The 23,307-nt window shown below is 68.3% G+C and carries 16 protein-coding genes; 15 read left to right on the forward strand and 1 reads right to left on the reverse strand.

Going from position 1 to position 23,307, the window contains the following annotated elements; translation table 11 throughout:
- Positions 1-229: 229 nt before the first annotated feature.
- The 6 genes from AC4FS2_RS00950 to AC4FS2_RS00975 all read left to right on the forward strand — a co-directional run bounded on the left by AC4FS2_RS00950 (position 230) and on the right by AC4FS2_RS00975 (position 7,689).
- The gene (locus AC4FS2_RS00950; protein ID WP_491176119.1) at positions 230-2,095 is read left to right on the forward strand and encodes a sigma-70 family RNA polymerase sigma factor; all 1,866 of its coding nucleotides are present in this window, start codon (positions 230-232) and stop codon (positions 2,093-2,095) included.
- Positions 2,096-2,379: 284 nt separating this feature from the next.
- Positions 2,380-3,291: an Lrp/AsnC family transcriptional regulator gene (locus AC4FS2_RS00955; protein ID WP_491176121.1), complete on the forward strand. Its 912-nt coding sequence runs from the start codon at positions 2,380-2,382 to the stop codon at positions 3,289-3,291.
- A 167-nt stretch (positions 3,292-3,458) separates the two neighbouring features.
- Positions 3,459-4,628, forward strand: a complete 1,170-nt coding sequence (locus tag AC4FS2_RS00960) for an ABC transporter substrate-binding protein (RefSeq protein ID WP_491176123.1) — start codon at positions 3,459-3,461, stop codon at positions 4,626-4,628.
- Between the two features lie 35 nt (positions 4,629-4,663).
- Entirely contained in the window at positions 4,664-6,052 is a 1,389-nt protein-coding gene (locus AC4FS2_RS00965) for an NtaA/DmoA family FMN-dependent monooxygenase (RefSeq protein WP_491176125.1), read from the forward strand.
- Between the two features lie 9 nt (positions 6,053-6,061).
- Complete coding sequence (locus AC4FS2_RS00970; RefSeq protein ID WP_491154312.1) at positions 6,062-6,832, forward strand: ABC transporter ATP-binding protein; 771 nt, start codon at positions 6,062-6,064, stop codon at positions 6,830-6,832.
- Positions 6,832-7,689, forward strand: coding sequence for an ABC transporter permease (locus AC4FS2_RS00975; protein ID WP_491154310.1), 858 nt, complete (start codon positions 6,832-6,834; stop codon positions 7,687-7,689). Before AC4FS2_RS00970 ends, AC4FS2_RS00975 begins: the two co-directional genes overlap by 1 nt.
- Before the next feature lie 235 nt (positions 7,690-7,924).
- Here the strand turns inward: AC4FS2_RS00975 and AC4FS2_RS00980 are convergent, their stop codons facing one another.
- A complete protein-coding gene (locus AC4FS2_RS00980) occupies positions 7,925-9,319 on the reverse strand; it encodes an HNH endonuclease signature motif containing protein (protein ID WP_491176127.1) in 1,395 nt (464 codons plus the stop codon).
- Between the two features lie 556 nt (positions 9,320-9,875).
- Between AC4FS2_RS00980 and AC4FS2_RS00985 the strand changes: the two genes are divergently transcribed.
- The 9 genes from AC4FS2_RS00985 (at position 9,876) to AC4FS2_RS01025 (ending at position 23,305) form a co-directional block, all read left to right on the forward strand.
- Positions 9,876-11,789 (forward strand): glycoside hydrolase family 127 protein, encoded by a 1,914-nt coding sequence (locus AC4FS2_RS00985; RefSeq protein WP_491176128.1) that lies wholly within the window; start codon positions 9,876-9,878, stop codon positions 11,787-11,789.
- Positions 11,790-12,422: 633 nt separating this feature from the next.
- Entirely contained in the window at positions 12,423-13,436 is a 1,014-nt protein-coding gene (locus tag AC4FS2_RS00990) for a LacI family DNA-binding transcriptional regulator (RefSeq protein ID WP_491176130.1), read from the forward strand.
- Positions 13,437-13,510: 74 nt separating this feature from the next.
- The gene (locus AC4FS2_RS00995; protein WP_491176132.1) at positions 13,511-14,404 is read left to right on the forward strand and encodes an ROK family protein; all 894 of its coding nucleotides are present in this window, start codon (positions 13,511-13,513) and stop codon (positions 14,402-14,404) included.
- 31 nt (positions 14,405-14,435) lie between these two features.
- The gene (locus AC4FS2_RS01000) at positions 14,436-16,274 is read left to right on the forward strand and encodes a class I mannose-6-phosphate isomerase (RefSeq protein WP_491176134.1); all 1,839 of its coding nucleotides are present in this window, start codon (positions 14,436-14,438) and stop codon (positions 16,272-16,274) included.
- 100 nt (positions 16,275-16,374) lie between these two features.
- The gene (locus tag AC4FS2_RS01005) at positions 16,375-17,661 is read left to right on the forward strand and encodes an ABC transporter substrate-binding protein (RefSeq protein WP_491176136.1); all 1,287 of its coding nucleotides are present in this window, start codon (positions 16,375-16,377) and stop codon (positions 17,659-17,661) included.
- A 92-nt stretch (positions 17,662-17,753) separates the two neighbouring features.
- Positions 17,754-18,608 carry a carbohydrate ABC transporter permease gene (locus tag AC4FS2_RS01010; protein WP_491154296.1) on the forward strand — a complete coding sequence of 285 codons (855 nt, stop codon included), beginning with the start codon at positions 17,754-17,756 and terminating at the stop codon, positions 18,606-18,608.
- 1 nt (position 18,609) lies between these two features.
- Complete coding sequence (locus AC4FS2_RS01015; protein WP_491176138.1) at positions 18,610-19,419, forward strand: carbohydrate ABC transporter permease; 810 nt, start codon at positions 18,610-18,612, stop codon at positions 19,417-19,419.
- Positions 19,416-20,651 (forward strand): AGE family epimerase/isomerase, encoded by a 1,236-nt coding sequence (locus AC4FS2_RS01020; protein WP_491176140.1) that lies wholly within the window; start codon positions 19,416-19,418, stop codon positions 20,649-20,651. The genes AC4FS2_RS01015 and AC4FS2_RS01020 overlap by 4 nt, the downstream gene beginning before the upstream one ends.
- A gap of 17 nt (positions 20,652-20,668) precedes the next feature.
- Entirely contained in the window at positions 20,669-23,305 is a 2,637-nt protein-coding gene (locus tag AC4FS2_RS01025) for a glycoside hydrolase family 38 N-terminal domain-containing protein (RefSeq protein ID WP_491176143.1), read from the forward strand.
- Positions 23,306-23,307 lie beyond the last annotated feature (2 nt).

Consider the following 23,307-nt stretch of genomic DNA (forward strand, 5'->3'; position numbering starts at 1 on the left):
ATCTATTACGCAAATTGAAGAAGTTTTTCGGATTCCCCGGTTCGACCTCGATCCGACGGTGCGACCGGGGGTGCGGTACGCCGGGAAGCCATCTCCCGGACCCTGATTTTCCTCGTGCGAGAGCGCCGACGCTGAGGCAGAATGGGAGGTCGAGTCGCGGGGGCTGACTCCGGTCGCCCGCGCTACGGACCTCGGATGGATCCCGAGGGCCGCGTCGGGGGGACGAACAATGACGCACGACCACGAGCTCGTGGGCGCCGACGGCGCGATGCCGGCCGACGCTGACCTGGTACATCGTTCGAGGTCGGGCGATGCCGACGCGTTCGGAGAACTGTGGCGCCGGCACTACGGCTCCGGGGTGGCTGTTGCCCGTTCCATCACCTCGACGCTGGACGCCGACGACCTGGTGCAGGAGGCGTTCGCGCGCATCTTCCAGTCGTTGCAGCGTGGGGGCGGGCCGGAGGGGTCGTTCCGCGCCTACCTGTTCACCAGCATCCGCAACACCGCCGCCGCGTGGGGTCGTGCCCGCAGCGAGACGACGATCGACGACCTCGAGGCGGTCGTCGATCCGGATGCGGCGGCGCACGTCACCGACGAGGCACTTGACCGTTCACTCACCCATGACGCGTTCCGGAGCCTTCCCGCCCGCTGGCAGGAGGTGCTCTGGTACACCGAGGTCGAGGGGATGAAGCCCGCCGAGGTGGCGCCGCTCCTCGGGATTAAGGCGACAGCTGTCGCTCAGCTCGGCTTCCGGGCTCGCGAGGGCCTGCGTGTGGCGTGGATCCAGGCGCACCTGCAGACGGTGGACGCCGACTCCGAGTGCCGGTGGGTCATCGAGCGCATGGGCAGTTACGCGCGCGGCAACCTCAGCGCCCGCGACCTGCGCCGCATGGAGCAGCACCTGTCCGAGCACGCGCCCTGCGCCGCCATCGCGGCCGAGGCCAAGGAGGTGTCCGGACGCCTTGCTCTCGTCCTGCTACCGATCGTCGTGGGTGCCGGCGCGACGGTCGCGGCGCTCGCCGCCCTGCGGGAGGGTGCGGGAGCGGCGGTTGCGATGGCCGCGATGCCGTCGTCGTTGGCCGCCGGCGGCTCGGCCTCGGGCGTGGCCGGTGGCACGGCGCTCGCCGCATCCCCGGCCGCTGTCGGGGCGGGCACCTCGGCTGCCGGCGTTGCCGCCGGAGCGACGGCCGCAGCCGGCTCCGCCGGGGGATTGGGCGGGACGATCGCGCTGGTCGCCGCCGGCATCGCTGTCGTGGGTGGCGTCTCGCTGGGCGCCGTGCACGGCGGGTTCGCGGGCGGGCGGACGGATGCTGTTGCCGCGGTCGAGACGTCTGACCGGCCGCAGGATGCTGCGGTCGTGACGTCCACGAGGGACGCGGCGTCGCCCGCGCCCAGCGATGCCTTGACGCTCCCGGGAACTCCCACCGATACGCCGACTCCGGAGGCCTCGCCGGGGCCGAAGCCCACCCCATCCGCCGAGCCGGCACCGAAGGACGTGCCTGCCCCGATTCCCGCGCGGGAAGACCAGCCCGCTCCGACGCCGGTGCCACCGTCCGAGCCGGCCCCCGAGCCGGCTCCGGCCCCCGAGCCCGCGCCGGCCCCCGAGCGGACGCCGGAGCCGACGCCGACCCCCACGCCGGAGTCGACTCCGATCCCCACGCCGGAGTCGACTCCGATCCCCACGCCGGAGCCCACTCCTACCCCGACGCCCACGCCGACGCCCGAAGCGACTCCGGTCCCCACGCCGGAGCCCACCCCGACCCCGACGCCGACGCCGACGCCGACGCCTGAGCCGGAGCCGACACCCACGCTGCCGACCGGTTCACCGACGATCGCGGGTGCGGAGATCGTTCTGGTCGACGACCTGGTCACGGAGGTGCGCATCAGCCTGTCCGGGGCCCCTGGCGCGAACGTTCAGGCGCTGACGAACGGCGACGTGCGGGCGACCGCGACTCTCGACGACAGCGGTTTCGGCTCGCTGGTGGTCCGCCCCACGCTGGCGCAGCTCCTCGCCGACGTGACCGTCGACCTCCGGTACACCCTCGGCGATCAGGCCGGCGAGCTCACGAGTAGGCGGCTCAGCGACCTCTGGTGATCGCGGCGAGCCTTCTTCCCGACACTGTCCGGGAGTGGCCCGCGTTCCGGACCCTGAGCGAGGAGCGTAGCGACGAGACGAAGGGTCGAGGTCGGCGCTGGAAGTTCTGGGAGGCGTTACCGATCCCCCCTGCCCGTGGCGTAGGACGGGAACCGACTGATCCTCGAGCGGGACGAGGATCTGCTCGCGGGCTGATCGAGCCCCCGAGCGTTCCGCGCGACACGGGAACTGCGCCAGGGGGACGCGCTACCCCGCGGGGGCGCGTTGACGGTAGGAATGGGAGCGTGTCGGACGCCGCAGCAATCGATCGGAAGATCATCGCACTGCTCGCGGCCGAGCCGCGGATCACGGTGAAGGACCTCGCCGCCCGCGCCGACATCGCGCCCGCGACAGCGCGGACACGTCTGAGGCGCATCATCCGCGAGGGCATCGCGGTCCCCACGGTCGTGCTGCATCCCGCCGTGCAGCGCGAGCACATCGTGTTCCACCTGCGGCTCGGCATCCGCGGCGAGGATCACGAGGCGCTCTTCGCCACCGAGGAACTCGCCTCGGCTCCCTGGGTCGCATATGTGGGTGAGGGTGACACGATCCTTGCTCAGTTCACCGCGCGAGATCTCGCGGGCATCCTCGACACTGTAGACACCGTCCGCGCGCGTCTTGAGGTGGAGAGCGTGGAGTTGGTTGTGTTCACGCGCATCTACCTCGGGGACGAGCTCGGCCAGCACCCGCCCACCGAGCGACTCGCGGCGGAACCGCACCGCATGCCCGACGACGTCGACCTGCGCCTCGTGGCGCTCCTGACCGCCGATGGCCGCGCGAACTTCACTGATCTCGCCGCGGAGGTGGGGCTGACCGTCGCCGCTACGCGACGCCGCGTCCTCCGTCTCGTCGACGATGGGATCGTTCGCTTCCACACGCGGATTCCGGGTCCCGACGCGCAGGAGAGGGCCGCGCTCGTCGACCTGACGGTCAAGGCGCGGAGCGTCCCCGCGATGCTCTCCTCTCTGACCGCTTCGGACCACGTCCGATACGTGAACGAGCAGACCGGCCCCTACAACGTCGCCTGCTACGTCGTCGCGCGTGACGAGCAGCCGTTCGAGGCCTATCTCGACGGCCTCCGGCACGACCCCCGCGTGTCGGCCCTTCGGGTCTCGCGCGTTCGCGCGTTTCGTCACCGCGCCAGCTGGACCGACTGACCGCTGCACGCCCCTCTCTCCGGCGTTTTAACCGGAACGAAACCAAGCCGGGTCCCTCGCCGACATATTGATGCCCTTATCTGTACCGAAAGAGGCCTCAACGCCAAATTCGGTCACAGTGTGCTGGATGCTGGCGCGCCACCATGCAACGCGAAGGGATCACCCACATGCATGTTTCTTCCCGACGGGGTCTAGGGGGCGGGCTTCTGCTGGTGGCCACGCTCGCCATGGCCGGGTGCGCGACGAGCGCGACCGCGCCGATCGATTCGGCGACCGCCGAGCTCGAGGTGGGCGCGCTGGACCTCTCGGGCTCCTGCCCGGCAACGGTCGTGATCCAGGCCGACTGGAACCCGGAATCGGAGCACGGCACTCTGTACGAGCTCGTCGGCCCGGACCCGGTCATCGACAGCGCGAACAAGACGGTGACGGGTCCGCTGATGACGGACGGGGAGTACACCGGCGTAAACGTGCAGGTGCGCGCGGGCGGCCCGGCGATCGGCTATCAGAGCGTGCAGTCCATGCTCTACACCGACCCGGACATCCTGATGGGGTACGTCGAAACCGTCGACGCGATCATGACGTCGGCCGACCTTCCCGTGGTGAGCGTTTTCGCGCAGTTCGAGGGCGATCCGACGATGGTGATGTGGGACCCCGAAACGTACCCGGATGCCGAGAGTATCCACGACCTCGGAGAAGCCGGTGTGACGCTGCTCACTTACGACGGCGAGGTGAAGACGGACTGGCTGATCAACGAGGGCATCTACCCCGCGGAGCTCATCGACCGCAGCTACGACGGCACCCCTGCGAGTTTCGTTGCGCAGGGCGGCACCATCGCGCAGACCGGCTACATCACGGCGGAACCCTACGTCTACGAACATGACGTCGAGGCCTGGATGCGACCGGTCGCCACCGCGACATTCGGTGACGAAGGGTGGCCGAGCTACACGAACACGCTCGCGGTGAGGACCGAGGATGCCGCGGCCGAGGCGGACTGCCTGAAGGGTCTCGTGCCGGTTCTGCAGCGGGCAGCCGTGACCTACCTCGACGATCCTGCCGAGACCAACGAACTGATCGTGGCGCTCGTCGCGGAGTACGACACCGGGTGGGTCTACGAAGCCGGCGTCGCCGAATTCGCCGCCGAGCGGGCTCGAGACCTGGGCCTTGTGAGCAACGGAGACGACGAGACCGTCGGGGATATGTCGGAGCAGCGCGTAACCGACAGCATCGAGCTGATGGGGCCGATCATGACGGCGACCGGCGCGGAGATGGCCGAGGGGCTCGCCCCGGAAGATCTCTTCACGAACGAGTTCATCGACCCCTCCATCGGCCTCGAGTGAGTATCCCGGGTGGAGAGACAAGGAGCCAAGCGACCATGACGAAAGAACTTGCATTCGGGATCTTCCAGTTCATCGGGCCGAGCGGGGTCACGGTCGGAAGCTGGGCGCACCCCGACAACGAGGCGCCGCTGAACTTCCTCGACATCGACCATTGGACGCGATTGGCCGCCCGCTTCGAGGAGGCGAAGATCGACTTCATCTTCTTTGCCGACGCGTACAGCTACGCGACGCTCGACGGCGCGGTCATCCCCAACTCCCTGGAGGATGCGGTTAACTCGCCGAACGGTGACCCGATGACGATCGTCTCGGCCCTCGCGGCCGCCACTGAGAACCTCGGATTCGTGGTCACCTCGTCGACGACGGTAGAGAAGCCCCAGCAGGTCGCCAGGCGCTACGGCACGCTCGATCACTTCACCAAGGGGCGGATCGGCTGGAACATCGTGACGGGCTCGGGGCAAGCCGCCTCGGCCAAGCTCTTCGGCGAGGAGATGATCGCGCACGACCGTCGGTACGAGATGGCGGAGGACCACGTGCAGCTCTCTCTGAAGTTGTGGGAGGGGTCGTGGGAGGACGACGCGCTGCGCATTGACAAGGAGGCCCGCGTCTACGCCGACCCGGCGAAGGTGCACGAGATCGATCACGACGGTCCGTTCTTCAAGGCGCATGGGATGCTCGCCGTGCCGCCCTCGCCCCAGCGGACCCCGATGCTCCTTCAGGCGGGCACGTCACGCCAGGGCAAGGCGCTCGCCGCGAAGTATGCCGAGATGGTGTTCCTCGCCGGCGGCGATCCGGCTCACGTCGCCGCGAACATCCGCGATATTCGGCGGCTCGCCGTCGAAGAGGGGCGGTCAGCGGATGACATCAAGTTCGTCATCGGCGCTCTGTTCGTCGTCGCGCCGACGCACGAGGAGGCCGTCGCGAAGCGAGAAGAGATGCTTTCCCTCACGACCATCGAGGGCGCCGCTACCGCCTACGCGTATTACACGGGCATCGACCTCCTGAAATACGACCTGGATGCCCCGCTGCCGAAGGACATGACCACCGAGCAGGGCCGGAGCAGCGTCGAGCGCTTCCTGGGTGAGAACGCCCCGACGGTGCGGGAGATCCTGGACGACTACCGGCGCAACGGGGTCAACGGCACGGCGTTCGTGGGCGATCCCGTCGAGGTGGCCGATCAGGTGCAGGCCTTCGTCGAGCAGACCGACGCCGACGGCTTCTTGGTTCAGCCTTACCTGACCCCGGGCACCTACGACGACTTCATCGATCTGCTGCTGCCTCAGCTGCGCGCCCGCGGTCTCGCGAAGATCGACTACCAGGGGCGCACCCTCCGGGAGCACGTGTTCGGGGAGGGCCGTGCTCGGCTCGAGGCGCCCCACCCCGCGGCCGCCTACCGTGCACCGGCGCGGGCTACCGCGGTCGCCTGAGGATCCGGGATGACGAGCACGGAGGCCCCGCCGCAGGTCACGAGCGACACCGCGCTGCTCGAGTTCGCCGGCGTCGACATGGAATTCGCCGACGGGACGGTCGCTTTGTCGGGTGTCGACCTCACCGTCCGTCGCGGCGAATTCGTTTCGGTGGTCGGCCCGTCCGGATGTGGGAAGAGCACGCTCCTGCGGATCGCTTCGCAGCTGGAGGCAGCATCCGCGGGAGACGCGACGGTCAGAACCGCTCGCATCGGCTACGTGTTCCAGGATGCGACCCTCCTGCCGTGGCGGGATGTCGAGGCGAACGTCGAGCTGTTGACGGAGCTGAACGGTGTGGCGAAGGACGAGCGGCGTCGACGCGCTCGCGAGGCGATCGATCTCGTCGGGCTGGGCGGGTTCGAGCGCCACCTACCGAGGCAGCTTTCGGGCGGGATGCGGATGCGCACGTCGCTCGCCCGTTCTCTCACCCTCGAGCCGGAGCTCTTCCTCTTCGACGAGCCCTTCGGCGCGCTTGATGAGATCACCCGAGAGCGACTGAATGACGAGCTACTCCGGATCTTCACCGAGCGCGACTTCGCGTCGCTGTTCATCACTCACTCCGTCGCGGAAGCGGTGTACCTCTCTACTCGTGTGGTGGTGATGTCGGGCAGGCCCGGTCGCATCGTGGATGAGTTCGAGGTGCCGTTCGCGCACCCTCGCGACCCGGATGTGCGGTTCGATCCGGCTTTTGCCGAGCTCTGCGGCAGGATTTCGCACGCCTTACGAGAAGGACACAACTGATGGCAACCGTCGAACTGCAGCGAACGGAGACGGCGTCATCTCTCGCGGGGCGCGGGACGTCATCCCGCGGCAGGGCGTCTGCGCGTTTGGGCGCGGTCTGGCCACCACTTGCCGTTGCGGCGGCGGTGATCGTCGTCTGGTACGTCGTCACCTACGCGGTGCTGGACGACAGGTCCCGCTTCCTGCTGCCCCCTCCGCATGCCATCTTCACGGACGCGTTCTTCGACCCGCGTGTGCTGTCTGAGCTGATGATGTCGCTGTGGCGGACGGGCAGTGTCACCGTGGTCGGCCTCGCGCTTGCCATCGTCATCGGCATCTCGTGGGCGGTCGCCATGGCGCAGGCGCGCTGGGTGGAGCGATCACTCTTCCCCTACGCGGTGATCCTGCAGTGCATTCCGATCCTCGCGCTCGTGCCGCTGATCGGATTCTGGTTCGGGTTTGACTTCCCCGCGCGCGTGATCGTGTGCGTCATGATCGCACTCTTCCCCATGGTCTCGAACACGCTCTTCGGTCTGCAGTCCGTCGATAAGAGTCAGCGCGACCTGTTCACGCTGCAGAAGGCGAGCAGGTGGACCGTGCTCCGAAAGCTGGAGTTTCCCACGGCGCTGCCCGCCATCTTCGCGGGCATCCGCATCGCCGCAGGCGCGTCGGTGATCGGCGCGATCGTGGGCGATTTCTTCTTCCGCAAGGGGGAGCCGGGGCTCGGCGCCCTGATCTCCAATTACCAATCACGCGTCCAATCCGCGGAGCTGTTCGCGGCGATCCTCACCGCGGCGCTCTTCGGGGTTGTCATCTTCCTCCTCTTCGGATGGCTGCGGACGCTGGTCGTCGGGCGGTGGGACCCGAGCAGGTCCTGAAGCCGGTGAGGTAACCGGTCTGCTGCGCGCCTCGGATGGCGGGGCCGCGGTGGCCGCCGACGCGAAGCGAGATGTGTATCCGGCCGCGCCCGCCGCCGATGGAATACCGAGCCGCGGCCGGGGCAGAGCAAGCCGGTGCGCGCTCGCGAGCTCCGTTACCCAGTACAAGGGGGAGATTCCGCTCGTCGCGACAGCCTCAACACCGCCGGCGACCAGGAGGTCCTGTGACCAGCGCTCAGAAGGGTGGTGGGTCGGCGTCGGGGATGAACGCGACCCGCGGCGGGACCTTGTCGACGTAGTCCCGCTTCAGGGGCGACGTCCATCGGATCGACCCGTCGGGTAGCTGCTCCGCGACCCAATCCGTCTCGGTTTTCAAGGTGTGATGTCGTTTGCAGAGGCAGGCCAGGTTGCAGATGGCGGTCTTTCCGCCGAGAGCCCAGTCGAGGTTGTGGTCGTGGTCGCACAGGCGCGCGGGCATGCGGCATCCGGGGAACCGGCAGTGGATGTCGCGGGCGTTGACGAACCGTTGCATCTGGCTGGCGGCCCGATACGCGTCCACGGCGAGCACGATTCCCGTGATCGGGTGGGTGAGGATGCGCTCCCACCCGGGGGCGCCGGCCATGAGGCACCGGGCGGTCTCGGCGTCGATGGGGCTCTTGCCCTCGATGCTCGCGCCCCGGTCGTCTTTCCCGGCGGCGGTGAGAGCCGGTACGACGACCTGGATCTGTGCGCGGATGGCACCGAGGCCGCCCGGCAGCGTGTCGGTCGTCGGGTCGATGGCGGGCTGACCGGTCAGGATCATCTCGCAGACCAAGTCAGCTCGGATCTGGTCGAGCGAGCGAGTATCGACCACCTCCGCCTGCCCACCTGTGCTCGCGTCGGTGTTGTTGACCGTGGGGGTGTCGGTGTCGGCGTGTATGCCCGCGTCGGTCTCCGCGGCCGGGCGCTCCCGTTCGCGTCGTTCGCCGTCTGCGGCCGTGACCTGGCGGATGGCTTTGCCCTGCTGCGTGAGACGGTCGTAAATCCCGTGACCGACCGCGGCGGCGACGATGAGTTCGAGCTTCACCATCCCGTCCCCCAGCTCGGCGAGAGTGACGGAGCGGCCTTGCTCGGCGCGCTCGAACCGGGTCGTGATCGATTCGGGATGCAGTTGTTCGGCGAGCCCGCGGGCGTAGTCACGGGTGCGGGCGACGGTCTCCGCCTCGGCCCATTCCAGGACCACCTGTTCGAACGCGGCGCGCTGCTCGGCGTCAGGGAGGACGCACCCGGCGTCTTGGATGACCGTGGCGTGCCGAGCGCTGATCCGTCCCGAGGCGAGAGCGTCGACCGTCGCCGGGAACCGCTCGACGAGGTCGAGTGCGTCAGACATACGGCTCTGCACCACCCGGTCGGTCCAGCGCACCGCGGCGCCGATCTCGGCCGCTATCGAGCGCAGCTCCATCTCCCGGGTGCGCTGGGTGATGTGTTTGCCCTCCATCCGCCGCAGCGCGATCCGCATCGCACCGGCCAGGTGTGCGACCTTCGTCGCCTCGAGCGCAGCGATCTCCTGCTCGGTGTCGCGGAGCCCGTCGACGACGGCAGCGAGCTGCGCGCTTTCGCCGATAGGTCCGACACTGTCCGAGCTGTTCATACTCAGAGTCTCGCACCTACCACCGACATTGGAGCTCGGCTAAATCACCCCTGTGGAGAAGTCGCGACCCGGGGATGCTGGGGAGGAGTCGAGACGTTACGGACGCCTCCGGCCACCCCCGCCCGCGAGCCGCTCCCACGAGGTCAGCGTCCGCGTCGCCCGACGGCCCCATGGTCGACGCCTCCACACGCCCCCGCCGCCGGCCGCATTCCACGAGGTCAGTGCCCGCGTCGCCCGACGCGCCCAGGCCTCGCCCGCCGCCGCCCGCTGCCTATCGGCCGCACCTACCAAGTCAGCGCTCGCCCGCCGTGCCTCCGCGGGATGCTCCACAAGCCCGCGGCCCACCGCCCCCGCGGGATGCTGCTCCACAAGCCCACCACCCACCGCCCCGCCCGGCCCGGCCCGGGGCCTGAACCGCCCCGCCGCCCCAAATGGCCCGCACCGCTACCTCCGCCCATCAGCCCTTGCAACCCCGATGCGCCGCCACCACCCGGCCACAAGGCTCGGGGCTACTAGACCCCCGCCACGCCCAAAGCCACCCCGGAAGGCCTCACCCGTGAGCAATCGCCTCATCTCCTCTCCCGACGCATCCCCGCGCCACATCGACGCCCCCGTCGTGCCGAGCACGGGCGCGCTCACCCCGCTCGGCCTCTCGTCGTCCCACATCACCGGCGGCTTCTGGGCGCAGCTGCAGAGCCTCAACGCGTCGACGATGATCCTGCACTGCTACGAGTGGATGGATCGGCTCGGCTGGATCGGCAACTTCGACGCCGCCGTCGAGGGGCGTGTGCCGGAAGATCGCACCGGGCGCGAGTTCAGCGACTCCGACGTGTACAAGCTCGTCGAGGCGATGGCGTGGGAGATCGGCCGCACAGCGGATGCGGCGCTGGAGGAGCGCTACGCGGATATCGTCGCGCGCATCGTCCGTGCGCAAGAACCCGACGGCTACCTCAACACGATGTTCGGCCGTCCCGGGCAGGCGCCCCGGTACTCGGATCTCGAATGGGGACACGAGCTGTACTGCTACGGCCACCTGTTCCAGGCGGCGGTCGCCCGCTCCCGCACGCGGGGCGAAGACGACCTCGTCCGCGCGGCGCGGCGGGCGGCCGACCACGTGTGCGACGTGTTCGGGCCTGGCGGCATCGAGGCGGTGTGCGGCCACCCCGAGGTCGAGACCGCCCTCGTCGAACTCGCCCGCGAGACGGGGGAGGAGCGCTACCTCGAACAGGCGCGCCTGTTCGTCGAGCGCCGGGGACACGGCATCCTCGCCGACATCGACTTCGGCCGCGAGTACTACCAAGATGACGTGCCCGTGCGCGATGCCGAGGTGCTGCGCGGACACGCCGTGCGCGCGACCTACCTGGCCGCCGGAGCGATCGACGCCGCAGTCGAGACCGGCGACGCCGACCTTCTGCACGCCGTCGAGCGGCAGCTGGCCCGCACCGAGGCCCGCCGCACGTACGTGACCGGCGGCATGGGCGCCCACCACGAGGGCGAGTCGTTCGGCGCCGACTGGGAGCTTCCGTCCGAGCGCGCGTACAGCGAGACGTGCGCCGGCGTCGGCTCGCTGATGGCGCATCACCGGATGCTGCTGGCCACGGGCGACGCGTCGCACGCCGACGCCGTCGAGCGTGTGCTCTACAACGTCATCGCCACGTCTCCCGGAGCCGATGGCCGTTCGTTCTTCTACACGAACACGCTGCAGCGTCGCACCCCCGGCACCGTGCCCGCTCCGGATGAGGTGAGCCCGCGTGCAGCGGCGAGCATGCGCGCCCCCTGGTTCGCGGTGTCGTGCTGCCCGCCGAACGTGGCGCGCACGCTGGCTTCCCTCGACGGATACGTGGCGGCCAGCGACGCCGACACCCTCTACGTGCTGCAGTACGCGCCCGCCACCATCGAGGCCCAGCTGGCCGGCGGTCGCCTCGTCGCCGAAGTGACCACCGAGTACCCGCACGCGGGCACGATCACCGTGTCGGTGCAGGATGCTCCGCCCGCCGGCGCCCAGCTGGCACTGCGCGTGCCCGGCTGGGCCGGGGATCAGTCCGTGCTCACCGTCGGCGGCGAGACTCGACAGGTGAACCCGGGTTGGGCGCGTACGTCGGTGCAGGCGGGCGACACCGTGGTGCTCGAACTCCCGGTGCGGGCTCGACTGATCTACCCCGACCCGCGCGTCGACGCACTCCGCGGTCAGGTGGCGGTGCAGCGTGGCCCGGTCGTGATGTGTCTCGAGCGGGCCGCCGAGGAGGACCGGTCAACGGAGGAGCTTCGTGTCGCGGGCGAGCCCCGGGAAGAGGACGGGCGCGTCCTCCTGCCGATGAGGGCGGTGTCGTTCGCCGACGAGGAGTGGCCGTTCGCCGAGCGGCCCTTCGAGCCCGCGGTAGCCGACTCGTTCGAGGTCGAGCTCATCCCGTACTACGACTGGGGCAACCATGGACCGTCGACGATGCGCGTGTGGATGCCGGTGAGTTGAGGGGAGCCCGGGACCCCGCGGAGGCCTTCGATACCCATAGCAGAACGTGCGCGCAAGGTAGCCGCGAGGGTTCCTCAGGGAACCGTAAAGATGGTTATTCCGGGGATAGCTTTACAAGTGCGGTCGTGCCACTGGGGGGTGGCGCGAACGTCTGGAAGGGTCTGCCGAAGACACGGAGATTCGCTTTCACGCGACTGGGGGTTGCGGGTGAAGCGGATCAGCGTGGGGGAGACCGAGCTGTTCCGCTGGTTTGCCTCGGAACAACGAAAAGCCCCCGGCTCGCATCGGAAGATGCCAGCCGGGGGCTTCATATTTGGATCCGTCGGAGATCGCAACGGCGGCCGTCGTTCAGGGCCGCCCCATGCCGTAGTACTCCCAGCCGGCAGCTCGCCACGCGCCCGCGTCGAGGCAGTTGCGCCCGTCGACGAGTACTTACGCGTCTGCTCCGATCGAGCGGTGGCATCTCCTTAGGGAGAAGACCACCCATGCGTGCCAGCCCGTCGCGGACGAGCCCCACTCCGATGGGTGCGTCGCCTGCGGCAGGCGGGCACGTCGCCCGGGCCCGCCTGCCGCCTGATGGTAGCGTTCCCTGGCGGTCGCGGTGCGGGCGCGAACGTTGGTGGAGGTGGTCGAGTGGTCAGTGTCGGACGGCCACCCACCGTCAAGGAGGTCGCCGCCCGCGCGGGCGTGAGCCCGATGACGGTGTCGCGCACACTCGCCGGGGGGACCAACGTCCGGCCGGATGTGCAGGCGCGCGTGATGGCCGCGGTCGCGGAGCTCGGGTACCGCCGCAACGAGAACGCCCGCAGCATTCGGCCGGGTCAGAGCAGCGGGCTCATCGGCGTCGCGATCACCAATATCGCCAATCCCTATTACGGCACTTTCACTCTCGGGGTGGAGGAGGCGGTGTTGGCGTCGGGACGGCGGATCATCCTCGGCAACACCGCGGAAGACCCCGACCGCGAGCGTCAGCTGGTGCACGACTTCCTCGGACGGCGCGTCGATGGTCTCATCGTCGTTCCTACCGACAGCGATGGTGCGCATCTGCGCCGGTCCATCGCCGAGGGTGTTCCCGTGGTGCTGGCCTCGCGACGGCTCCCCGGCGTGTCGGCCGACAGTGTCGTTCTGGACGACGAGGGCGGCGCCCGGGCCGCTACCGAACAGCTGCTGGGCCAGGGGCACCGACGGATCGCATTTCTCGGTAACGCCTCGGCGATCTTCACCGGTCGACGTCGCCTCGCCGGTTTCGAGGCAGCGCACGGGGCGCGGGGCCTCATCGTCGATCCCGACCTGGTGCGCGTTGGCCAGCAGGACGTGCCGGCGGCGCAGGCGGCCACCGCAGCCCTTCTCGCCCTTCCCGAACCGCCGACCGCCATCTTCTGCGCCAACAACCGGAATGCAATCGGTGCTGTCGCGGAAATCGGGACCCGCGTGAAGGCGGGATCCATCGCGCCGATCGAGATCATCAGCTTCGACGACTTCGAGCTCTCCCAGCTGATGCCCGTGCCAGTCGGCGTCGTGGAGCACGATCCGCGCGAGCTCGGCCGTGAGGCCGCTCGCCTCCTCGTGGCGCGCCTGGATGGGGCCGACGAGGTGGATGATCCCCGCGAGGTCGTGCTTCCCGTCCGGCTGGCGGGCCGCGCATAACCGCGGGGGAGTGCTGATTGGCAACCGACCGATAGCGCTGGTAACGTTACCAATTACCGGGCGAAGGGGGCGGGATGCAACTGGGCATCGACTTCGGCGGCACCGACATCAAAGTCGGCGTCGTCGACCGTAGCTTCGCCGTCGTGGCCTCCGGTGCTGTCCCCGTTTCCGGAACCCCCAGCGACTTCGAGCGCGCAAGCGACCTGGTTGACGAGGTCCTCGCGGGCCGGGTACCGGATGCGGTGGGCGTCGCATTACCGGGTGTCGTCGACACGAAGGGGCGGATGCTGCACGCCAATGACAAGTACGAGTGGATGCGTGATCGTGACATTCGCGAACATTTCGCGCATCGGTTCGGCGTGCCGACGATCGTTGAGAATGACGCGCGTGCGGCGCTCGTCGGGGAGTGGCGTCACGGCGTTGCGTCCGACGTGGACAACGTCGTTCTCCTGACCCTCGGTACCGGAATCGGCACGGCCGCCGTGATGGAGGGTCGCCCCGTGCGCGGCGCTCGCGGCCACGCCGGCATTCTCGGCGGACACCTCACTACGGACGTCCATGCGGCGGCGTGCCCATGCGGCAACGTCGGATGCGGCGAGTCGCTGGCGAGCGCGTGGGCGCTGGGGCATCGCGCTCCGGGAGTTGCACCTGACCTGAAGACGCTGTTCGCGGCCGCCGCTGGCTCGGAGGCTGCGTTGCTCGCGCAGGCATATCTCCGGGTGTGGGGTGCCACGGCCGTGACCCTCTGCCACATGTACGACCCCGACGTCGTCGTTCTGTCAGGCGGCGTGCTTGCGGCGGGGGAGGGCGTGCGCGGTCCTATCGAAGCGTACGTCCACCGGCACCTCTGGCCCTCTGCACACCGCCCGCAGGTTCGCATCGCGGCCCAACCGCAATTCTCGGTGGTTCGTGGGCTGGCTGCGCTGGCGAGGGATGCCCGTGATTCGGATGACCCCGTGACGCGGTGACCCGCCTCGTCACCGAAGGAAGGAAAGATCGATGACGGACGCGACACGCGCCCCTTCGACCCCGGCAACAGCCACCTACGACACGCAGCCGACAATCCCGCTGCCCGAGGGCGCACGCATCCTGCGCGGTCCCGAACTGTGGCGACGACTCGCGGAGACGGCCGCCGAGAGGGCTGGACAGCGAACGCCGCTCGTCCTGGCGGATGCGTACCCGGGAGCTGACGTGGATGCGGTGATCGCCGAGATCACCGCCGCGCTTCCGCAGTGGCGCGTCATAGACGTCGAAGAAGCAGCTCGCCCCGTCACCGAGATCGACGCCATGATCGCAGCCAATCTGACCGACGACCGCGTCTTCGGGGTGATGAGCCACGCCCGGCTTGTGGACTTCTACGACACCGATCAGCTTGCTGCGCTGGCCGCCGAGATCGACGCATCCGACGTCCCGGTCCTGGTGACCGGCTGGGGCGCGGCTCTGCTGGAGGGGCTGGTCCAAGGTTCCGGGAGCACCGTGCTCGCCCTCATCGACATGGCTCGGTGGGAACTTCAGCTGCGGCAGCGAGCGGGTGCACCCAACTGGCGATCGAGCAACGGCTCCGAGGACAACCTTCGCAAGTACAAGCGCGGATTCTTCGTGGAATGGCGGGCGGCCGACCGTCACAAGATGGAGTTGTTCGATCGGCTGGATTTTGTGATCGATGGGAACGCCATCAGACCGTCCGCCGAATCCGGAGAAAGGGCCGCAGCCGGGGGCATTGACGGCGATGCTTTCCGCGCCGCTCTCCGAGGCGCGACGCAGCGTCCGTTCCGGGTCGTGCCCTTCTTCGATCCGGGCGTCTGGGGCGGGCAGTGGATGAAGCGCGTGATCGGTCTCGATGAGGCCAAACAGAATTACGCGTGGTGCTTCGACTGCGTGCCCGAGGAGAACTCACTGCTTCTCGAGGGTGAGGGCGGTGTCATCGAGATCCCCGCGATGGACCTGGTCCTCTCGGAGCCGGTCGGGCTGCTCGGTGCTCGAACGTTCGCGCGCTTCGGCGCGGAATTTCCCATTCGGTTCGACTTCCTCGACACAGTGGAAGGTCAGAACCTCAGCCTGCAGGTGCACCCCCTCACCGATTACATTCAGCGCACCTTCGGTATGCACTACACCCAGGACGAGAGCTACTACCTCCTGGATGCGGCCGACGATGCCGTGGTCTATCTCGGTCTGCGCGAGGGGATCGATCCAGAGGCGATGATGCGAGATCTGCGGACCGCGGAGGCCGGCGGGGAGGGATTCGACGCCGAGAAGTACGTCAACGTCTTCCCCGCTCGCGCGCACGATCACTTCGCGATTCCTGCCGGTACGGTGCACTGCTCGGGCGCTGACTCGATGGTGCTCGAGATATCGGCCACTCCCTTCATCTTCACGTTCAAGCTTTGGGACTGGGGGCGTGTGGGTCTGGACGGCGTTCCCCGCCCTGTGCATCTCGACCACGGAGAGCGGAACATCCAGTGGGACCGCGACACCGCGTGGGTGAGGGAGAACCTCCTCGACCAGGTGGAAGTGCTGTCCGATGCCGACGGCGTCCGCGAGGAGCGCACCGGGCTCCACTCCCTGGAGTTCCTGGAGGCCCGGCGCCACTGGTTCGTCGACCGAGCCGCACACGACACGGAGGGCACCGTCAACGTGCTCAACCTGGTGGAAGGTGACGAGGTCCGCGTCGTCAGCCCCGACGGAGCCTTCGACCCGTTCGTCGTGCATTACGCAGAGACATTCATCGTTCCGGCCGGCGTCGGCCGCTATGCGATCGAACGCACCGAGAACTCGCGGAGCGAACGCTTCGCGACCGTCAAGGCCTACGTGCGGGGAACCCGCAACGAGGCCGAATGACTGGACATCAGGGTGACACTCAGCCATTCTGATATCGTTACCAAGCCGATGCGCGCGGGATAGCGTGCCATCTGTGGACATCAAGGAGGATTCCGCACACATGAACCGCACACACAGCACACGACGCCGGTGGGCAGCCGCCGCGGTGGGAGTGGCCCTTGCCGCATCTTTGGTCGCCTGTAGCCAGGGCTCTTCCAGCGGCAGCGGCGACACCGACGTGGTCACCCTGAACGGTGACCGCGCCGACTTCGCCGACGGCTACGCCCTCGCCGGTGACGCGCTCAAGGAGATCACGGGCTTCCAGCTCGAGGCGCGTGACGTTCCGTCGACCGAGAACTACCAGCAGATCGTGCGCTCGTCGCTTCAGACGTCGAGCACGACCGACCTGGTGAAGTGGTGGAACGGCTACCGCCTTCAGGAGTTGGTCCGCTCCGGCGGCCTCGCCGATCTGACGGAGGAGTGGGACACCGCAGTCGACGAGGGCTGGGTCAACCCCGACACGCGCGACAGCTTCTCGTATGACGGCAAGGTCTACGGACTGCCGCTCTACAAGAGCTACTGGGTGGTCTTCTACAACAAAGACGTCTTCGAGCAGGTGGGCATCGAGGCGCCCACCACGTGGGCGGAGTTTGAGTCGAACAACGCCAAGATCAAGGACGCGGGCGTCACGCCGCTGTTCGCGACGCAGCAGGCCGGATGGACGTCGTTCATCTGGTTCGCCGAGATCCTGTCGAAGCTCGACCCGCAGTTCTACTCCGACCTCATGGACGGCAAGGCAAAGTACACGGACGAGACCGCGCAGCAGGCCATGAAGATCTGGTCGGACATGTACCAGGCTGGATGGTTCACTGCGGCCGACACTGCGTGGGACAACGAGCCGTCGCTGTTTGCGGCGGGAACCGTGGCCCAGGTGCCGATGGGAACCTGGCGCAACGGCACGTTCGCTGAGGGGATGGATGAGGATAGCTACGGTGCCTACCTTCTTCCCGCCATGGACGGCGTCGACCCGTCGGTGATCGTGGAATCCGGTGTGGTGACCCTTGCCGCCAAGGCGCCCAACGCCGAAGGCGCGAAGGAGATCATGGCCAACTGGCTGAACCCCGACGTTCAGGAGCCGTGGATCGCCGAGCTGAAGGACACCTCCGCCAATCCGATGGTGACGACGGACGATGCCGTGCTCGGGTCGGTGCTCGACCAGGTTCAGGAGAAGCAGCCCGTCGAACTGGTCCGCTACTGGGAGGCCGGCCCGCCGGCGCTCATCGAGGGCGGCGTGCAGTTCTTCGGTGCCTTCATGGCCGACCCGAGTGAAGCGAACATCATGCCCACCCTCGAGAAGCTGCAGGCGCTGGCGGATTCCGAATGGGCGAACTGGAAGGCCGCGAAGTAGTGGAGTCTTCCACCCTGGAGGCCCCGGCCCGGGAGCGATCGCTCCCGGGCCGGGGCCCCCGGCGTCCCGGCACGTCCCGTCCCGGAGCGCAATTGACGCGCGACCGGTGGACCGCGATCCCGTTCCTGCTGCCCGCGGCCGGGCTCGTGGCGGTCATGCTGCTTCTGCCGTTCGTGCTCACGTTCGCGCAGAGCTTCACGCAGGACAACGGCTTCACCTCACGGCCGAACGGCATCGACAACTACATTCGGCTCTTTCAAGACCCGACCTTCGGTCAGTCTCTGATCAACACGCTGCTGTGGATCGTGGGAACCCTGATCCTGCCGGTCGGGTTCGGCCTGCTCGTCGCGGTCTTCACGAACCAGATGCGCGGCGGGCGCTGGATCCGCTACGCCTTCATCCTCCCGTACGCCCTGTCCGGCACCGCGACCGCCGTCATCTGGGGCTTCATCCTCCGCTCCGACGGTGCGCTCAACCAGGCCATCACCTTCTTCGGAGGAGCGGCTCCGGCCTCCGGCTGGCTCCTGACCTGGCCGACGAACACCATCGTCATGATCTTCGCCAGCACGTGGCAGGCGACCGGGGTCGCGGTCATCCTCTTCCTCGTCGGGCTGCAGGCGATCCCGACCGAGACGATCGAAGCCGGCACCCTCGACGGCGCGTCGGGCTTCCGGCTTTTCTGGCACGTCATCGTGCCGCAGCTGCGCCCGGTCACCGTCGTCGTCATCGGCATGTCCATCGCGAACAGCCTGCGGGTGTTCGACATCATCTGGCTGCTCACCAAGGGCGGTCCGGGAGCGGCGTCGGAGACCCTCGCGGTGACGATGTACCGCCAGACGTTCATCGTGAGCGACTACGGCTACGGCGCGGCGGTCGCCGTCATCCTGTCCATCATCGTGGTCGGCGCCTCCTGGACGTACCTGCGCCAGCAGCTGAAGGCGGTGTGACATGACCCGCGCCGTCCGCAATATCTTCCTGGCCGTGTTCGCGATCCTGTGGACGCTGCCGATCTATCTGCTCATCGTGAACGCGATCACGCCCGTCGCGAACTACCGCGGCCAACCGCAGTGGCTGCCGAACGGTTTCGCGCTCTTCGAGAACATCGCGGCCGCGTGGAGTCAATCGGGGCTGGGCCTGGGCATGGTCAACAGCCTGATCTACTCCACCGTCTCGGCCGGGATCGCGGTGCTCGCTGCGGCCCTCGCCGGCTTCGCCGTCGTCGTGATGCCCGCGCGGTGGCCGACTCTATGGTTCTGGTTGATCTACCTCGGCACGCTGCTGCCGCTGCAGATCTTCCTCGCGCCACTGTTCCGCGGGTATGTGGGTGCCGGGCTGTATGACACGACCCTGGGGATGATCCTCATCTACTCGGCCATCTGCGTGCCCTTCGCATTCTTCATCGTGCGGAACTACCTGACGACGCTGCCGCCCGAGGTGACGGAGGCAGCGAAGCTCGACGGCGCAGGATGGGGCCGGCTGTTCGCTCAGATCCACCTGCCGCTCATCCGGTCGTCGCTGTTCGCCGCGTTCATCTTCCAGTTCACCTGGGTGTGGAACGACCTGCTGTTCGGCATCACGCTGACGACCAGCCCGGATCGCCGGCCGGTCATGGCGGCGATGGCCGAGATCAACGGCGGGTTCGTCAGCCTCGGCCCGCCCGTGGTGCTCGCAGCCGCGCTGCTCGTGTCGATTCCGACGGTGGTCTTGTTCCTCACCTGTCAGAGGTTCTTCGTCAGCAGCCTCCGGGGAGTCGGATGACGCGGCTCGCCTCGCCGCGCCACAGCGATGAGCTGGCGGCGGAGTTCGAGCGGTTGACGCGGTTCTTCGCCGAGCCACGGGGACTCGATCGTGTGAGATGGCGCCGCACCGACGGAACGGTGGACGCCAGCCGCCCATTCGCGCTCTATGGCACGGCCAGGCTCGCCCACTGCTTCCTCCTCGCTACGGCCCTCGGCGTCCCCGGCGCCAAGGAGGGCGCGGACGACGCGCTGGCCGCGCTCCTCGACCGGCACCTCGATCCGGAGACCGGCGCGTTCGTCGATTCGCTGAACGCCGATGGCACGCGGGCGGCGGGGCCGTACGGCGCCTACGCGCACGCCTTCGTGTTGCTGGCCGGAGCGAGCGCCCTCAGTGCCGGTCACCCCAGCGGCGACCGCCTGTTCACGCAGGCCGCCGGCGTGATCGACGATCTCTTCTGGGATGACGCCGTCGGCGCGGCCGACGAACTGGTCCAGGCGGGGAAGCCGGTCGGTTCCTACCGGGGCCAGAACGCCAACATGCATCTTGCCGAGGCGTCAATCGCCGCCTACGAGGCAACCGCGGATGCCCCGTGGCTGGAGCGCGCCATCCGGCTCGCGCAGCGATTCGTGCTCGACGTGGCGCCGCACCACGACTGGCGCGTGCCCGAGCACTATACGACGCGGTGGACCGTCGACCCGGGGTTCGGCGCGGACGCCCCGGATGATCCGTTCCGTCCGTTCGGAACCCTTCCCGGTCACTCGTTCGAGTGGGCCCGGCTGCTGACCTATCTGGCGGTGCACGATGCGGGCGGAGCGACGCAGTGGACCTCGGCGGCACGCGCCCTGTTCGACCGCGCCCTCCAGGACGGGTGGGATGAGGAGCACGGCGGCATCGTCTACTCGGTGGGATTCGACGGGATGCCCGTCAATCGGCATCGCATGCACTGGGCGCTCGCCGAGGCACTCGGTGCCGCTGCATCGCTTTTCGCCCTGACCGGCGACGAGGGCTATCGCGCCTCGTACGAGCGCTTCTGGGACTTCACGACCACCCACCTGGTCGACCGTGCCGGGGGATCGTGGTGGCACGAACTCGATCCGATGAACCGGCCCGACCTCACCACCTGGGATGGCAAGCCCGATCTGTACCACGCGGCACAAGCCACGCTCTATGCCCGCATCGACCGGCCGCGCGGGGTCATGGAGGCGGCGCTGAACGGCGAGCTGCACCCCGAGCATCGCCGGGCCCACTGACGAGAGAGGACTGCCGAATGACGCAGATCACGCGCATATTGATCGCGAATCACACGCACCACGACATCGGGTTCAACGACTACCAGGATGTCGCTTTCCGTCAGCACGGCGAGTTCGTCCGTGACGCACTCGACCTGATCGAGAAGACGGCCGACCGTGAGGGTCCGGATAGATACCGCTGGGTGTGCGAGGTTACGACACCCGTGGTCCGCTACCTGCGGAACGCCGGTCAGGCCGAGCAGGAGCGCTTCCGGTACTGGCAGCAGCAGGGCGCGATCGATGTGGCGGCGATGCAGTACAACCTGACGCCGCTGCTGAACCCCGAGCAGATGCGGCGAAGCCTGTACCCGGTGCGCGTGCTCCGCGAGGAGATGGGCATCACCGTGGAGACCGCGATGCAGGACGACGTCAACGGCATCAGCTGGCTCTTCGCCGACCTGCTTCCGGCGATCGGCGTGGACTTCCTGACGCTGGCGATCAATCAGTCGCGCGGGCGTGCGCCGCGGCCCTTCCCGGGCGGGTTCTGGTGGGAGGGGCCGGCCGGTGGGCGGCTCCTGACGTGGAACGGCTTCCATTACCTCTTCGGCCGCAGCCAGGCCAAGCTCGGCGACTGGCGGCTCGTGGACCAGTCGCTGCCGTTCTATCTCGACGCTCTCGAGCAGGATGAGTCGTTCCCGTACGACACGCTGTACGTCGAGTCCACGCATCCCATGCGGGTGGACAACGGCCCGCCCGACGCGCGCATGGCCGACTTCGTCCAACGGTGGAACGCGGAGGGGCGCACGCCCGCCCTGGAGTTCTCGACCCCCCGTGTCTTCCGCGACTACCTTCGCGACAACTGGAGCGATCAGCTGCCCACCTGGCGCGGCGACTGGACGGACTGGTGGGCCGACGGTGCGGCCTCGAGCGCCTACGAGACGGCCCTGAACCGCTCGACCCACGAGATCCTGGGGGCGGCCGAGACACTCGGGGCCTGGCTGCTCGCGGATGGCCGCTCACCCGATCTCGCGGGCCAGTTCGTGGAGAACGTGTACGAGTCGATGACCCTCTACGACGAGCACACGTGGGGCGGGTTCTCCAGCATCGACGCCCCAGACTCGCTGTTCACGAAGGCGCAGTGGAACAAGAAGGCGAACTACGCGTACGACGCCGCGATGCACAGCCACGACATGCTCGCACGGAACGCGCGACAGCTCGCGGACTCCCTGGCCGACCGCGTGCCGGAGGGGCGCTTCAACTTGGGAGACGTCGACACCGATGTCGCCTACCCGACCGACCCGGCCGCGGAACTTCTGGTCTTCAACATCCTCCCGTTCGAACGGACCGTCACCGTCGAGGTGCCCGAGTTCCGGTCAGGCGGTGCGCCGGCCGGGATGCTGGAGAGCTTCTTCCCGCGTGATGTGCCGTGGGGCGGCCCGCCGCACACGGATCTCGCGCGCGTGCGGGTGATGGTTCCCGGCTCCGGCTATGCGTTCGCGCCGCTCGACGGAGCGATCGACGAGGTCGACTTGAGCACCTCGGAAGGGGATGACGTCGCCACCATCGAGAACGCGTTCTACCGGGTCACCGTCGACAAGGCCACGGGCCGTGTAACCGAGTGGGTGGAGAAGGAGACGGGGCACGACTTCGCCGGCGCTTTCGACGATGGAGTCTTCGGCGAGGCCGTGCACGAGGTGGTGGACTCGCCTGCCGGACGGGACGCGCTCTATCTCCAGGACTTCGGAAGCTGGGACTTCGGATACTGGCAGACCGACCCGCCGTTCGACCGGCAGCGCCCGACTTCTGTTCTCGCCACTCGGGTCGTCCGCGAGCCGGGTCTCGTGGCCATCGAGGCCGACGTGGCGTTGCGCGGCACCCGTTCGGCCACCCTGCGGGTGGCGCTACCGGCGGGGGAGCGGGTGCTGCACCTGGACTGGCACCTCGACAAGGCTCCGCAGGTGGAGCCGGAGTCTCTCTACGTGGTCTTCCCGCTGGCGTTGGATGGCCAGCACTACACCGCGGACGTCAACGGCGTCGCCCTCCAGCCCGGGGTCGAGCAGCTGCCCGGCGCCGTGCGTGACTTCTTCCCGATCCGCTGGTGGGTGGATGTCAGTGATGCGGACCGCGGGATCACCGTCGTGCCGCTCGATGCCCCGCTCGTGCAGTTGGGTGGAATCACCACCAACCAGATCGCGGATGACTTCGAACCGGAGCATCCCGCGATCGTCTCGTGGGCGATGAACAACCACTGGATGGTGAACTTCAAGGCGAGCCAAGAGGGCCCGGTTCAGCTCCGGTACCGCCTGACCACGCACGCGGGCGGGTGCGACGTCGCCTCCGCGCAGCGATTCGCCCAGGAACAGGCCGTGCCTCCGATCGTGCTGCGCGACTACATCCCACGGCGTGCCCGGAGCGGACACTTCCTTGCGGTGCCGGATGGGTCGGGGCTCGAGGTGACTCTCAAGCCCGCTACGTTCGGTGACGGCCTGATCCTCCGCGTGCGCAATGTCACGGAGTCTGCGCTACCCGTCGACGTCTCCCGCATCCTCGAGGGGGTTGGCAGCGCGGTCGAGACGACGGTGCTCGAGGAGGATGACGCACCGCCGTTCTCAGGCACCCTGGCACCCCGCGCGGAGCACGCGTGGCGAGTGGTCCCGGAGAGTCGCTCTCGGTAGAA

This window comes from Microbacterium sp. Z10_103 (assembly GCF_058310455.1).

What these genes read in the sequence shown, in the direction of transcription:
- AC4FS2_RS00950 (WP_491176119.1), top strand. Translation starts at nt 230, where the DNA reads ATGACGCACGACCACGAGCTCGTGGGCGCCGACGGCGCGATGCCGGCC.
- AC4FS2_RS00960 (WP_491176123.1), top strand. Translation starts at nt 3,459, where the DNA reads ATGCATGTTTCTTCCCGACGGGGTCTAGGGGGCGGGCTTCTGCTGGTG.
- AC4FS2_RS00965 (WP_491176125.1), top strand. Translation starts at nt 4,664, where the DNA reads ATGACGAAAGAACTTGCATTCGGGATCTTCCAGTTCATCGGGCCGAGC.
- AC4FS2_RS00970 (WP_491154312.1), top strand. Translation starts at nt 6,062, where the DNA reads ATGACGAGCACGGAGGCCCCGCCGCAGGTCACGAGCGACACCGCGCTG.
- AC4FS2_RS00975 (WP_491154310.1), top strand. Translation starts at nt 6,832, where the DNA reads ATGGCAACCGTCGAACTGCAGCGAACGGAGACGGCGTCATCTCTCGCG.
- AC4FS2_RS00980 (WP_491176127.1), bottom strand. Translation starts at nt 9,319, where the DNA reads ATGAACAGCTCGGACAGTGTCGGACCTATCGGCGAAAGCGCGCAGCTC.
- AC4FS2_RS00995 (WP_491176132.1), top strand. Translation starts at nt 13,511, where the DNA reads ATGCAACTGGGCATCGACTTCGGCGGCACCGACATCAAAGTCGGCGTC.
- AC4FS2_RS01000 (WP_491176134.1), top strand. Translation starts at nt 14,436, where the DNA reads ATGACGGACGCGACACGCGCCCCTTCGACCCCGGCAACAGCCACCTAC.
- AC4FS2_RS01005 (WP_491176136.1), top strand. Translation starts at nt 16,375, where the DNA reads ATGAACCGCACACACAGCACACGACGCCGGTGGGCAGCCGCCGCGGTG.
- AC4FS2_RS01015 (WP_491176138.1), top strand. Translation starts at nt 18,610, where the DNA reads ATGACCCGCGCCGTCCGCAATATCTTCCTGGCCGTGTTCGCGATCCTG.
- AC4FS2_RS01020 (WP_491176140.1), top strand. Translation starts at nt 19,416, where the DNA reads ATGACGCGGCTCGCCTCGCCGCGCCACAGCGATGAGCTGGCGGCGGAG.
- AC4FS2_RS01025 (WP_491176143.1), top strand. Translation starts at nt 20,669, where the DNA reads ATGACGCAGATCACGCGCATATTGATCGCGAATCACACGCACCACGAC.